At 41.5% G+C, this 12,116-nt stretch carries 11 protein-coding genes and 2 pseudogenes; 8 read left to right on the top strand and 5 right to left on the bottom strand.

Annotation, left to right across the window (positions count from 1 at the left end; all coding sequences use genetic code 11):
• The first annotated feature begins 3 nt into the window (after positions 1-3).
• Positions 4-1,191, top strand: coding sequence for a VWA domain-containing protein (locus ACS72_RS03410; RefSeq protein ID WP_048881226.1), 1,188 nt, complete (start codon positions 4-6; stop codon positions 1,189-1,191).
• Positions 1,192-1,299: 108 nt separating this feature from the next.
• Positions 1,300-2,507 (top strand): annotated as a pseudogene (gene trpB / locus ACS72_RS03405) (tryptophan synthase subunit beta).
• Positions 2,508-2,615: 108 nt separating this feature from the next.
• Here trpB and ACS72_RS03400 read toward each other — a convergent pair.
• The 3 genes from ACS72_RS03400 to ACS72_RS03390 all read right to left on the bottom strand — a co-directional run bounded on the left by ACS72_RS03400 (position 2,616) and on the right by ACS72_RS03390 (position 3,903).
• Complete coding sequence (locus ACS72_RS03400; protein ID WP_048881225.1) at positions 2,616-3,047, bottom strand: CBS domain-containing protein; 432 nt, start codon at positions 3,045-3,047, stop codon at positions 2,616-2,618.
• An 87-nt stretch (positions 3,048-3,134) separates the two neighbouring features.
• Positions 3,135-3,518 (bottom strand): DUF2750 domain-containing protein, encoded by a 384-nt coding sequence (locus ACS72_RS03395; protein WP_008304198.1) that lies wholly within the window; start codon positions 3,516-3,518, stop codon positions 3,135-3,137.
• A gap of 151 nt (positions 3,519-3,669) precedes the next feature.
• The gene (locus tag ACS72_RS03390; RefSeq protein WP_004815850.1) at positions 3,670-3,903 is read right to left on the bottom strand and encodes a hypothetical protein; all 234 of its coding nucleotides are present in this window, start codon (positions 3,901-3,903) and stop codon (positions 3,670-3,672) included.
• Positions 3,904-4,122: 219 nt separating this feature from the next.
• On the opposite strand from ACS72_RS03390, the gene ACS72_RS03385 reads away from it, so the two are divergent.
• Complete coding sequence (locus ACS72_RS03385; protein WP_004815853.1) at positions 4,123-4,482, top strand: hypothetical protein; 360 nt, start codon at positions 4,123-4,125, stop codon at positions 4,480-4,482.
• 111 nt (positions 4,483-4,593) lie between these two features.
• Entirely contained in the window at positions 4,594-4,917 is a 324-nt protein-coding gene (locus tag ACS72_RS03380; RefSeq protein ID WP_004815854.1) for a hypothetical protein, read from the top strand.
• A gap of 3 nt (positions 4,918-4,920) precedes the next feature.
• On the opposite strand, the gene ACS72_RS03375 is transcribed toward ACS72_RS03380, so the two are convergent.
• Positions 4,921-6,435: a pitrilysin family protein gene (locus tag ACS72_RS03375; protein WP_228156252.1), complete on the bottom strand. Its 1,515-nt coding sequence runs from the start codon at positions 6,433-6,435 to the stop codon at positions 4,921-4,923.
• Positions 6,435-7,787 carry a pitrilysin family protein gene (locus tag ACS72_RS03370; protein ID WP_048881223.1) on the bottom strand — a complete coding sequence of 451 codons (1,353 nt, stop codon included), beginning with the start codon at positions 7,785-7,787 and terminating at the stop codon, positions 6,435-6,437. Before ACS72_RS03370 ends, ACS72_RS03375 begins: the two co-directional genes overlap by 1 nt.
• Before the next feature lie 231 nt (positions 7,788-8,018).
• On the opposite strand from ACS72_RS03370, the gene ftsY reads away from it, so the two are divergent.
• From ftsY to ACS72_RS03350, 4 genes and pseudogenes are all read left to right on the top strand, one after another.
• Positions 8,019-9,125, top strand: coding sequence for a signal recognition particle-docking protein FtsY (gene ftsY, locus ACS72_RS03365; RefSeq protein ID WP_048881222.1), 1,107 nt, complete (start codon positions 8,019-8,021; stop codon positions 9,123-9,125).
• A 175-nt stretch (positions 9,126-9,300) separates the two neighbouring features.
• Positions 9,301-9,989 (top strand): annotated as a pseudogene (locus ACS72_RS03360) (nitroreductase family protein).
• 190 nt (positions 9,990-10,179) lie between these two features.
• The gene (locus tag ACS72_RS03355; RefSeq protein WP_048881220.1) at positions 10,180-10,773 is read left to right on the top strand and encodes a nitroreductase family protein; all 594 of its coding nucleotides are present in this window, start codon (positions 10,180-10,182) and stop codon (positions 10,771-10,773) included.
• A gap of 208 nt (positions 10,774-10,981) precedes the next feature.
• A complete protein-coding gene (locus ACS72_RS03350) occupies positions 10,982-11,644 on the top strand; it encodes a DUF2057 domain-containing protein (protein WP_008306641.1) in 663 nt (220 codons plus the stop codon).
• Positions 11,645-12,116: the final 472 nt, after the last annotated feature.

Here is a 12,116-nt window from a genome sequence, read left to right as displayed (position 1 = left end):
CGCATGTTCGTGCGACTGTTTTATACCTTGCGCAAATACGGTGTACCGGTATCTACCCGTGAGCTGATTGACCTGAATCAGGCAGTTGCTGAAGGTATTGTTTTTGCCGATCAGGACGAGTTCTATCAGCTGGCCAAAACCGTCATGGTCAAAGACGAGCGCTATTTCGATAAGTTCGATCGTGCCATGAAAGACTATTTTGATGGGATCGCCACTTTCGATCTGGATGAATTGCTGAATCAGGTGCATAAGCTGCCCAAAGACTGGTTTGATCTGGAACTACTGGAAAAGCATCTGACACCAGAACAGCGCGAAGAGCTGAAAAAAGCCGGTTCACTGGAAGAACTGATGAAAATGCTGGAAGAGCGCTTGCGTGAACAGCATAAAAAACATCAGGGCGGCAACAAGATGATTGGCACTGGCGGCACTTCACCTTTTGGTGCTTATGGCGATCATCCTGAAGGTGTGCGTATTGGCGGGCCGGGGCGTAAGCGTTCAGCAGTCAAAGTCTGGGAACAGCGTCAATACCGTAATCTGGATGATGAACAGATTTTGGGTAGCCGTCAGATGCAGCTGGCACTGCGTCGCCTGCGTAAGTTTGCCCGTCAGGGTGCTGCTGAAGAACTGGATATTGACAGTACCATTCGTGAAACAGCAAAGCAGGGCATTCTGGATGTGCAGTTGGTGCCGGAACGCCGTAATCGCATCAAAGTGCTTATGCTATTTGATGTGGGCGGCTCCATGGATGCACACATTGCCCAGTGTGAGAAACTGTTTAGTGCTGCCAAAACCGAGTTCAAGACTTTGGAATATTTTTATTTCCATAACTGTTTGTATGACTATGTCTGGAAAGATAATTTTCGTCGTTCCAGTACCCGTATGAATACCTGGGATCTGCTGAATACTTATGGTCGCGATTATCGGGTAATCGTGGTTGGTGATGCCAGTATGGCGCCATATGAGCTGCATTCAGTGGGAGGCTCGGTGGAATATATGAATGATGAAGCAGGACAGGTCTGGTTACAGCGTCTGCGTCAGCATTTTGAAAAAACGGCCTGGTTAAATCCGGAAGAAGAGCGTTACTGGCACTATACGCAAACCATCGGATTGATTCAGCAGATCTTTGAAAAGCATATGTATCCAATGACCCTAAAAGGCATTGAAGATATGACCAAATATCTGGCGCGCTGATTCCATTTATCTATTGATGACTTTATTTATAGTTATTAGTCCTTTAAAACAAAACATTTTAATATAAAGTAGTTTTTATAAATTTAGTCCAGATTGTTAAGGATCGCTATGGATCATCAAATTAATGGTATTGCATTGCCAAATGAAGAGGGTTTTTTTGGGAACTACGGCGGTCAGTTTATTCCACCCGATCTGAAACAGGCCATGGATGATATTAATGTGGCCTATCAGGAAATTCGTCAGACTGAAGAATTTCAGAATGAACTGAAAGACCTGTTTGTCCACTATGTCGGTCGCCCAAGTCCTTTATTTCATGCCAAACGTCTTTCTGAACAGCTCGGCGGTGCCCAGATTTATCTGAAACGTGAAGACTTGAACCATACTGGCGCGCACAAGATCAATCACTGCTTGGGTGAAGCACTACTTGCCAAATATATGGGTAAAACCAAAGTGATTGCTGAAACAGGTGCCGGGCAACATGGTGTTGCTTTGGCAACGGCGTGTGCATTGGTTGGTATTCCATGTGAAATTCATATGGGGCAGGTGGATATCGAGAAAGAACACCCGAACGTGGTAAAATGAAAATTCTCGGTGCCAAACTGATTTCAGTCACTCGTGGTACGGCTACCTTGAAAGATGCGGTAGATAGTGCCTTTGAAGAATATTTAAAAGACCCGAAAAACTACATCTATGCAATCGGCTCGGTAGTAGGGCCGCATCCATTTCCAATGATAGTGCGTGATTTCCAGTCGATCATTGGGGACGAAATCAAGGTGCAAAGTAATGATCGTTTTGGTGCAAACCCGGATTATATCGTAGCTTGTGTAGGGGGTGGTTCCAATGCGATGGGCGCATTTACCGCTTTTTTAAATGAACCAGAAGTAAAACTGGTGGGTGTGGAGCCGGCAGGTCATGGTCTGGATACTGACAAACACTCTGCAACGCTCACTTTAGGTAAGCCTAGCCAGATTCATGGTATGGCATGTTATGTATTAGAAGATGAGCAGGGTGAACCTTTACCAGTGCATTCAATTGCATCTGGTCTGGATTATCCGGGTATCGGTCCGCAGCATAGTCTGCTTAAAGATTTGGGTCGTGTGGAATATACGACGGCAACAGATCAGGAATGTCTGGATGCCTTTATGACTTTATCACGTGTAGAAGGTATTGTGCCTGCGCTGGAAAGTTCACATGCAGTGGCTTGGGCGATTCGTGAAGCAGGTAAATTGCCAGAAGATGTGAAAATTGTTGTGAATCTATCAGGTCGTGGTGATAAAGACTCTGACTATGTGGCTGAAAAGTTAGGTCTCAACTAATCTAGCTATAGCTGTAAATAAAAAAACCGCTCAAATTGAGCGGTTTTTTATGTTTATCATTTCTTTGTTAGTCTAATGTCATTACAAAAGGGCTTTTTGAATTAATATTTAACCCGAAATATATTGTTGCAGTTGATCAATCAAAATTTGCTGATCATTCATGGCTGCTTTAACCAAGTCACCAATTGAAGCCAATCCCACCAGTTTTCCTGCTTCTACCACTGGTAAATGACGCAAATGTTTATTGGTCATTAAGCTGAGACAGTCCGGTACAGAAGTGTGGCAATCTACCATGATTACATTAGAAGTCATGATCTGGCTGACAGTCGTATCAAAGGAAGTACGTTCCATCAGCACAATCTTTCGAGTGTAATCACGTTCGGAAAGAATTCCGACCACTTTATCTTCTTCGACCACTACAATCGCACCGATGTCTTTATCTGCCATTAAAGTAATGGCTTCAAGAACCGTTGCTTCTGGATGAATGGTATAGATTTCTTGAGAGGGCTTGTCTTTGAGTACTTGCGCTACATTCGTCATTATTAAGTCCTTAGCTGTTATTATTTATCCTGAAGTTTAAGCTGTTTATCTTCAGATAATTGCTGTGCTGACTCTATAAATAACATGTTATGCAGCGAAGTGCAGCCCTTGTCCTGAAAAAAAGAAATGACGCACCTGTCCAATTGTCAGCTTAATCTGTTTGCCACTGCCACGTACCAGAACAGGAGTGACATTCAGACGATGCAAGGTGGGTAACAGTGCCCGCTCAAAATCCTCAGGTGTGATTTTGCGCGGAGTATAATTTGGCCAGTTCTTTTTGGCATAATTTGCCGCATGAGATGAATTAAGCCAGAACGGGAACAGGGTTTCATCCTGATCGCGCATCATGCCCCAGCCTTCATGAAACAGTCCCCAAAGTACCCCGCAGTACATCATCGATTTCAGGATGGTGATTTTGACCGCAAGGTCCTTAGGCAGTGGTTGGATATCTTTAATATTTGGCATTTTCATTATGATCAAGCTATCGTAGAACAACGCTGTCATTGTAAGAAAACTATATGAAATTACTGTTTCAGCTTTGCAAGAAATCGTTATGTTAATGCTTCATCATGTATAAGTAATATTGTAACTATAAAAAAAACGCCACCGGGGTGACGTTTTTTTAGGCTTGCATGGTGGCCATGTTTTGCCAGTATTGGGCTTTCATTGAGTCGCGCTCGACACGGAAACCTTGATAATAAAGTTCAGCTAAAAAAAGCGCCGCTTTACCATGGCCTGCACGTGCAGCATCTTCAAGTTGTTTGACAGCATCTGAAAAATTCATTTGTGACTGGATTGTATTCACAGCTTCAGCATACAGATGTTCAAGTTCATGTGGAGAGAATTGTTGAATCATATAAAAACTCCTTAATTTTAATTATGATTACGGATAGACTTTTTAGTCTAACTACAAATATAACTGAGTAATGTTAAACTAATATTACAGAATGGGTGAAAAGTCAATTATTTCATCGAATTTTATTTTTGTTATGTAGTTTACATGATTAAACTATCATCAAATATATTTTTTATTACTATAAGAAGTAACTATTAAGCTAACAACAAGGAGAATAACATGTCGCGCACATTAGATGGAATTGATTTTGATATTCCCCCGACAGCTGGCCAAGTAATGGCATTGGCGCAACTGCACCGGAAAAAATTAGATGCAGCTATTTTCCATAAAGAAATCCATCTAGGGGAGTATAGTCTGGCACAGCGTAAAGCAGTCTATGATTTTACCCGTCAGCTAGACGAGAATCAGCGTGAACAATTCTACAAACTTTATAATTCAGAACTGGTACGTCTTGCCGATCCCGACCGCCTGCACCCAGCCAGTGCAGAGTCTGGGCTGAGCAAGTTTGCTATCTTCCTGATTCTGGCAATTACTGCGGGTATGCTGGGAAGTACCGTTTTTATCGCTTTATTTAAATAGAACAGGCAATACTCAACTAAAGTAAGCCGTCTGCAAATCAGGCGAATTTCCGGTTGATTACTTGAACTTATTGCAATGCAGCCATACACTACTTTGAATTAGAGGTAGTGTATGGCTATTGACGTAGAAAAAATCAGGATATTTCTGTCCAAATTAACGCTGGAGCAAATTTATAACAGCGTTTTTATTTTTATTTTTTTATTTATTATGGTGCTGGCAAGTATTGCACTTTATCGTCCTGTCACTACGGTTCAATCTGAACAAATTCAGCAACTTTCCATACAGCAACAGTTACCACAAACGCAAGATATGGCTATAGCCTTGCTTGAGCGGCCAGCGGTTTATCGTGGACAATATCTTAAATTGATGCAGGCATACCAGCAGGAATCAGTCCGTGCACATCAGCTACCTGCAGTAAAAGCGGATCAGCCTTAAAATTTAAGGTGTGAGTATTAATTCCTCAGCCGTAGCCGTACTTGTTAAATTCGCTTTTAAGGCTGTTTTTAGTTTATCTTTATCCAGTGTCTGACTGACCACCACTACGGTTAAACGGTCTGGATGCAGATGTTTGTCTACTGCATTTTCAACATCTTTTGAAGTGATTTTGGCTAATCGTTCTGGATAGGTGACGAGATAATCGCGTGGCTCTGCATAGAATCCCATCGTTCCGAGCTGGGCGTTAATGGTAGCATTGCTACTGTAGTTATTTGGAAATGCCCTTAACATGCCAGATTTGGTTTCTTCCAGTCGTTTAGTATCTATCGGCTGATTTACAAAGTTGATCAATGCCTGATGCGCGACCTGAATACTGTCTAATAGCTGGTCTTGACGGGTCGCATAGCGGAAACTGAATACACCCGGTGCCTGAGTAAAGCTAAAAGTGCTGTAAGCAGCATAAGTAAAGCCACGCTTGATTCTTAACTCCTGCATCAATACCGCATTAAAGCCACTACCACCAAATATACGATTCACAACTTCTAAAGCCAGCCTATCTTTGTTAAAGCGACTGGGTCCGAGATGCCCGAACATTACATGAGCCTGACTTGAGTTATAGGGAATATGGATTACCTCAATATCATTTTTTAGCTGTGGATCAGGCAATAACTTTGCTCGTGTGCCTTGCTTGAAATTTCCTGCAATGCGTTCTGACAGGTCTAAGGCCTCTTTGGGGCTAAGTTTTCCGGTAATCGCAATATTCATATTTTGCGCAACCAGAAACTGATCACGGAACTTCTTTAAATGTTCAGGATTTACTTTTTGAGTGCCGCCAATGGTGCCTGTGATTGGCTGTGCGTAAGGATGCTGACCATATAGGGTTCTATAAAAGCGGATATCCATTAAGCGGCCTGGATTTTCCTGTAGCTGTTTTTGACCAACATTGGTGTTGCTAACAGCCAGGCTGATGCTCTGATTTTTAAATGAAGCATGTTTAAGTACTTCCATCATCATTGCCAGTGCGGGTTCCAGTTTTTTCGGATCAGACATTACACGTAGGCGGATGACAAACATATCCCGATATGCCTGTGCACTAAATTGTGCGCCACTTTGATCAAAAACAGCCGCAATTTCCCGCGCAGTATATGTATCGGTTCCTTCCCGGATCAGTTTGGCTGCCATACTGGCCAAACCAAACAAACCCTTCTGAATTTCCTCATCCCGTGCTGCACCAGCATTAAAGGTTAGTTGAATATCGACCATCGGCAGATCTTTGGTTTCGACAAACAGCGTACGTACTTTGTAGCGATTATTCAGCTCATGTACATAAGGTGCATGAAACTGTCTTTCATTCTTCAGATTCTTTAAGCTTTGTAGCAAGGGAATAGATTGCAACTGGGTGGGATTATCTTCCGGTATAACTTCTGTATTTTGAACACTTTCGGCCCAGACCACAGAAGCACAGTTCAACGCAACAATTAATAAACTATTCGAACATGCAGACTTGAACTTGATCATCATTGTGATTTTGTTTCCGGTGCGAGGTATAAGGTACTGAGATTTTCACGAATAAAATAGCTATTCGCGACACGCTGAATATCGCTCATACTGACATTTTCATAATATTTAGGAAGTTCATCCATCAGTCGGTAACTTAAGCCGTTCACTTCCAGATTGCCGATCATTTTAGCCTGACCAGCAATACTATCCTGATTATAAATAAGATTGGAGACAAAGCGGGTAGTGATGCGTTCAAGTTCATGCTTGGGAATATCTTCAGTTTTTAATGCATCAACTTCTGCCTGAATGGCTTTTTGCGCATCTTCAAAACTGACGCCATTTGCAGGTAATGCAGAAATACTAAACAGGCTGTCACCACGGTTATACGGATCATACGACACACTGACAGAAGTCAGTAGTTTGCGGTCTCGTACCAAGCGATCTTGCAGCCTTGAGGAAATACCACTGTCCAGCAAACTCCGGATAATTGTCAGGGCATAAGCATCCTGCGGATTGATTGCGGAAGCCAGTGATTTGACATTCCAGGTCATGTACAGGTTGGGCACTTGCACATCGGTATTGATTTCCATGTGACGATAGCCCAAGTGTTCAAACTCAAGTACATCATTGCGTTGCGGTGTGGCACGTGAAGGTGTGTCAGCAAAGTATTTCTGTACTTGTAACAGCGCTTGTTCAGACTCTACGTCACCAACAATCACCAGAATCGCATTGTTCGGCGTATACCAGGTCTTGTACCACTGCTTTACATCGTTCAGCTGGATATTGTTCAGGGTTTTCATATGACCAATCACCGGTTGGCGATAATGGCTGGTGGGATAACTGATCCATTTAAAACGTTCAAAGGCACGTGAACGAGGATTGTCCTCGGTGCGCTGGCGGCGCTCTTCCATAACCACTTTGATTTCTGGCTCAAAATCCTGTTGGCGTAGCAGCAGATTACTCATACGGTCAGCTTCGAGTTCGAGCGCCATCGGGAAGTAGGCCTTGGGATAAAGCTGATAATAATTGGTGTAATTGGTAAAGGTTGCAGCATTAATACTGCCCCCATAAATCCGGCTAATCCGTGTAAATTCATCATTTGGAACTTTGCTGGTGCCCTTGAACATCATATGTTCCAGCACATGTGATATACCCAGAGTGTTGCCGGATTCATCCGCACTGCCGACTTTATACCAGATCTGGGTCATGACCATCGGTGCACGGTGGTCTTCCCGGATAATGACTTTTAGACCATTTTTCAGGGTAGTTTCAAAGGTACTACGCGTCAGTTCAGATTTGGCTTTTTCTGTAGTTTGTGCCTGAAGCTGACTACTGCTTAAACATATCAGTATTGTACCAAGCGAATACATGTATCGCTTAAACTGGATTGGACGAGCGTGTATAAAAATAAGTGATTTGAACACTGGATATTCCAAAATAAGCAGATGTATTTATAAGCCATTTTAAGAATTGTGCAATCGAAAGCAAACCGGTGCTGTTGCTTTTTGGTGTAGTAGAAATGGAATCTTAATCTAAAGCTAAAACCTTATAACTTATGGTAGAATCCCATTTTTTAACGCAATGCTTTTCAAGGATTCGGCATGCAACAGCAATCTAATGAGCAAAACAAATTTTTGATTGATGCTGATATCGGAGATGACGATGTCACATTACCGAGTTTACCTGCGGTCAATGTGCCAATTATAGAAACGCCACGCGAACAAGCCGTTGTTTCAGCGCCTGCCGCAACAGAAATACCGAGTGAAGAATCTGCTCCTAAAGGCGGTTTCTTTAGCCGTATGAAGGAAGGTTTAACCAAGACCCGCAAAAACTTTGCAGATGGTATGGTCAATATCCTCATCGGTGGCAAAGAAATTGATGACGAATTACTAGAAGAAGTAGAAGAGCAATTATTGGTTGCAGATATTGGTGTAGATGCAACCAAGACCATTATTGCCAATCTGACAGAGCGTACAGCACGTGGAGACCTGATTTACTCTCATTCATTATATAAAGCGCTTCAGGAAGAACTGGTGGCTTTATTGGCACCGCGTGTAAAACCGTTACATATTGACCCGAACAAAAGCCCTTATGTAATTTTGGTTGTCGGTGTAAACGGTGTAGGTAAAACCACAACCATTGGTAAGCTGGCAAAACGTTTACAAGGCGAAGGCAAGAAAGTCATGCTGGCAGCGGGGGATACCTTCCGTGCTGCGGCAACTGAACAGCTGCAAATCTGGGGTGAGCGCAATAATATCGCCGTAGTTGCTCAAGGTCATGGTGCCGATTCTGCCTCTGTTATTTTTGATGCTTTTGAAAGTGCACGTGCCAAAGGTGTAGATGTCCTGATCGCTGATACAGCAGGCCGTTTGCATAACAAGAGCCATCTGATGCAAGAGTTGACCAAAGTGAAACGTGTGATGCAGAAGATTGATGCAACTGCACCGCATGAAGTGATGCTGGTTGTGGATGCGGGTACAGGTCAGAATGCCATTAATCAGGTAGAAATGTTTGATGAAGCAGTCGGTCTGACGGGTATTACGATCACCAAACTGGATGGGACTGCGAAAGGGGGTGTGCTGTTTAACATTGCCAGTCGTACCCATGTGCCAATCCGCTTTATTGGTGTAGGTGAGAAAATTGACGATCTTCGTCCATTCTCTGCCAAGTCATTTGTGGCTGCATTATTTGAAACTGAAAATAAATAAGCGTGTAATAAGTCACATAAACTCCGCTTAGCGCGGAGTTTTTTATTTTTAGGTCGATTGTTTGCTGTAAAAAGCAACAGGCTTGAAAGCTTATGTCATAAGCCTTTTAGTCAAAACCTTTACAATAAACAAGTCCACCTATTGGTAGGCATGTGTTGATTGGGGGGAAGTGTAAATGGCGTTATTAAATAAGATTGGGCATGTACTCACGGCAGACCTGACGAAAGATTTTAAATTTTCAAAAAAAGCAAAACTGTACAGGGAGATGAGCTGACTTTTATTGATCAGCTGAAAAAGCGCCGTAGTATTTATGCTTTAGGAAGACGAGTTCATTATAGCCAAGCGTATATTGCTGAACTGATCCAAGCTGCGATACGTAGTTGTCCTTCAGCATTCAATTCACAAAGTGCACGAATCGTGATTTTGTTTGGTGATTCACATTATAAATTCTGGGAAATCGTGAAAGAGGTCAAACGTCAGGAAATGCCTGTTCAGGTATTCGAAGGAATTGAAATCAAGCTTGATCAATGTGCTGCTGCCTTTGGAACTGTTCTATTTTATGAAGATCAGACAATTATTCAGCAGTTACAAAAGAAAATGCCAATGAGCGCTGAAGATTTCCCGGTCTGGTCTGAGCAAACTTCGGGTATGGCGCAGTTTGCTGTCTGGACAGCACTTGCAGATTCAGGATTAGGAGCATCCTTACAGCACTACAATCCAATGGTGGATCAGGCAGTTGCAGCACATTTTAAAATAGATGAAAACTGGATGCTACGTGCCCAGCTTTGTTTTGGTTCTATTGAGCAGCCTGCAGAAGCCCGTCCAGATCCTAACTTTCAGGATCGCTTCCACATATTTACCTAAAATCATAAAGACCAAGAACCCGCTGGAAATGTTTGCCAGTGGGTTCAATACAAATATTAAACATTAAAAATCCTCTTATTGTTCTATAAATAAAACACTACGTTTTTTATATACGCCTGTTTTTGGGTGATAAAAAGATTAATCTTTCTTTATCAACTTTGAACAAGACAAGATATACAAGAGGTTCTTCATGGCATTTTTAGATCAGATCAAACAACGTCGCAGCATTTATGCAATTGGTAATAATGTAAGCCTAGATCAGACAGAAGTTGAAAATACCATTAAGGAAGCGGTACGTCATAGCCCATCTTCTTTTAACTCGCAAACTTCTCGTGTGGTGATCCTGTTTGGTGAATCGCATCAAAGTTTCTGGAATATTGTTCGTGATACTTTAAAGAAAATTGTTCCAGCTGATGCCTTTGAAGGAACAAATAATAAAATTAACAGTTTTGCAGCGGGTTATGGTACAGCCTTATTTTATGAAGATCAGGAAATAGTGAAAGAGCTGCAAGCACAATTCCCATTATATGCAGATAATTTCCCGGTATGGTCAGAGCATTCTTCAGCAATTGCCCAATTTGCCACTTGGACAGCGCTAGCGGAGAAAAATATTGGTGCCTCTTTGCAGCACTATAATCCGATCATTGATGATGAAGTTGCAATTGCTTTTGATGTGCCTTCAAACTGGAAGCTACGTGCCCAACTTGTGTTTGGTTCGATCGAAGCACCAGCAGGTGAAAAAACCTTTATGGATGATGCAGAGCGTTTTAAAACTTTTAATTAATTGAGTTAAATAATAAAAAAAGGAGTGCTTCGGTGCTCCTTTTTTTATTTTGTATTCATTCAAGATAAAGTGCTTAGCTGAATAAATCAGATGGATATATAAATATATGCTTAAAGTCTTGGCTGTTTGTCTAAGTGATTTATCATAAAATTGTCACGTATACTCGGCATAGTGCAAGCAGATTTAAATAATCAGGAAAAAGAAGCGAATGAATTTACGTATTATGATCGCAGTTGCGACTTTAATGGGAAGTACTTCTGTTTTTTCAGCAGTGACCTTGACGGCACCAGAAGAAATCAAGATTGTCGGGGTGAATGAGCGAGAAGTGAATAGTGGATTAATCCGTAAAAAACAGACTTATAAGCTAGATCCGGGTTCAAATAGAATTAGTGTACGTTATATTGAATTCTTCCAGCATAATGATAACAGCCATGACATTTTAAAATCGGATGTAGTAACAGTTAAAACACCTGAATTAAAAGATGGCGAAAGTTATCGTTTGGCTTTGATTAATGCACCTAAAGATTTTGATACTGCACAAAAATATAAAGACCAACCGATCATTGGTTTATATGACGCCAGAAATCAATTGTTGGTACAACAGTCAGGCGCAAATAGTGAAACCAAACCATTATTGGGTAAAAGTGTATTAGGTAAAGCACTAGACTTGACAACTAAAACAGTTGCTCCTGCAAATCAGCCTGCGCCTGTTTATGCACAGGCAGTGGTATCACCAATGGTAGCAAATCTAAATTCAGCTGAAACAGCAATAAAAACTCCTACTGACCAAAAGCTGATTCAGCTTTGGCAACAAGCATCTAAAGAAGAGCGTCGGAAGTTTATGTTATGGCTAGCAGAGCAAGGGAATTAAAAAAACATGAAAAAGATCGGTTTATACCGATCTTTTTTAGTTTGAGGGCTAAAGGTTACACTTTGAAAATATATTTCAGGCCAGAATGATGGATTTACGCACCTAAAGCTGCTAAAAATACGCATTCAGAGTAAAAAATGAACGACCAAATTATATTTTCATATATTTTTATGAAAAGCACTTGCGCTCATTGTGAAACTGTATAGAATACGCAGCACACCAACGCAATGCATGAAACGAAAGGTCAAGTGATTGGGTTGGAACTTAAGACTGACGAGGTTTTAAGTAAGATCATTAAAAGATTATGAAGAACAACTTGTGTGGATTTTTACTGGTTGATTGATCGAAATTATTTTCATTGATTGATGGTAGAAATTACTCGAAGTTTATTTGAGAAATTGATGTCAGAAAATTGATGAGCCAGATTTGGTGTTTTGAATAAAGCACTATTGATTTTAAACTGAAGAGTTTG

This window comes from Acinetobacter sp. VT 511, from assembly GCF_001077515.1.
Taxonomy (GTDB): Bacteria; Pseudomonadota; Gammaproteobacteria; order Pseudomonadales; family Moraxellaceae; genus Acinetobacter; species Acinetobacter schindleri.
This window is presented reverse-complemented; position numbering and strand designations above follow the sequence as displayed.

What these genes read in the sequence shown, in the direction of transcription:
- ACS72_RS03410 (WP_048881226.1), top strand. Translation starts at nt 4, where the DNA reads ATGTTCGTGCGACTGTTTTATACCTTGCGCAAATACGGTGTACCGGTA.
- ACS72_RS03400 (WP_048881225.1), bottom strand. Translation starts at nt 3,047, where the DNA reads ATGACGAATGTAGCGCAAGTACTCAAAGACAAGCCCTCTCAAGAAATC.
- ACS72_RS03395 (WP_008304198.1), bottom strand. Translation starts at nt 3,518, where the DNA reads ATGAAAATGCCAAATATTAAAGATATCCAACCACTGCCTAAGGACCTT.
- ACS72_RS03390 (WP_004815850.1), bottom strand. Translation starts at nt 3,903, where the DNA reads ATGATTCAACAATTCTCTCCACATGAACTTGAACATCTGTATGCTGAA.
- ACS72_RS03385 (WP_004815853.1), top strand. Translation starts at nt 4,123, where the DNA reads ATGTCGCGCACATTAGATGGAATTGATTTTGATATTCCCCCGACAGCT.
- ACS72_RS03380 (WP_004815854.1), top strand. Translation starts at nt 4,594, where the DNA reads ATGGCTATTGACGTAGAAAAAATCAGGATATTTCTGTCCAAATTAACG.
- ACS72_RS03375 (WP_228156252.1), bottom strand. Translation starts at nt 6,435, where the DNA reads ATGATCAAGTTCAAGTCTGCATGTTCGAATAGTTTATTAATTGTTGCG.
- ACS72_RS03370 (WP_048881223.1), bottom strand. Translation starts at nt 7,787, where the DNA reads ATGTATTCGCTTGGTACAATACTGATATGTTTAAGCAGTAGTCAGCTT.
- ftsY (WP_048881222.1), top strand. Translation starts at nt 8,019, where the DNA reads ATGCAACAGCAATCTAATGAGCAAAACAAATTTTTGATTGATGCTGAT.
- ACS72_RS03355 (WP_048881220.1), top strand. Translation starts at nt 10,180, where the DNA reads ATGGCATTTTTAGATCAGATCAAACAACGTCGCAGCATTTATGCAATT.
- ACS72_RS03350 (WP_008306641.1), top strand. Translation starts at nt 10,982, where the DNA reads ATGAATTTACGTATTATGATCGCAGTTGCGACTTTAATGGGAAGTACT.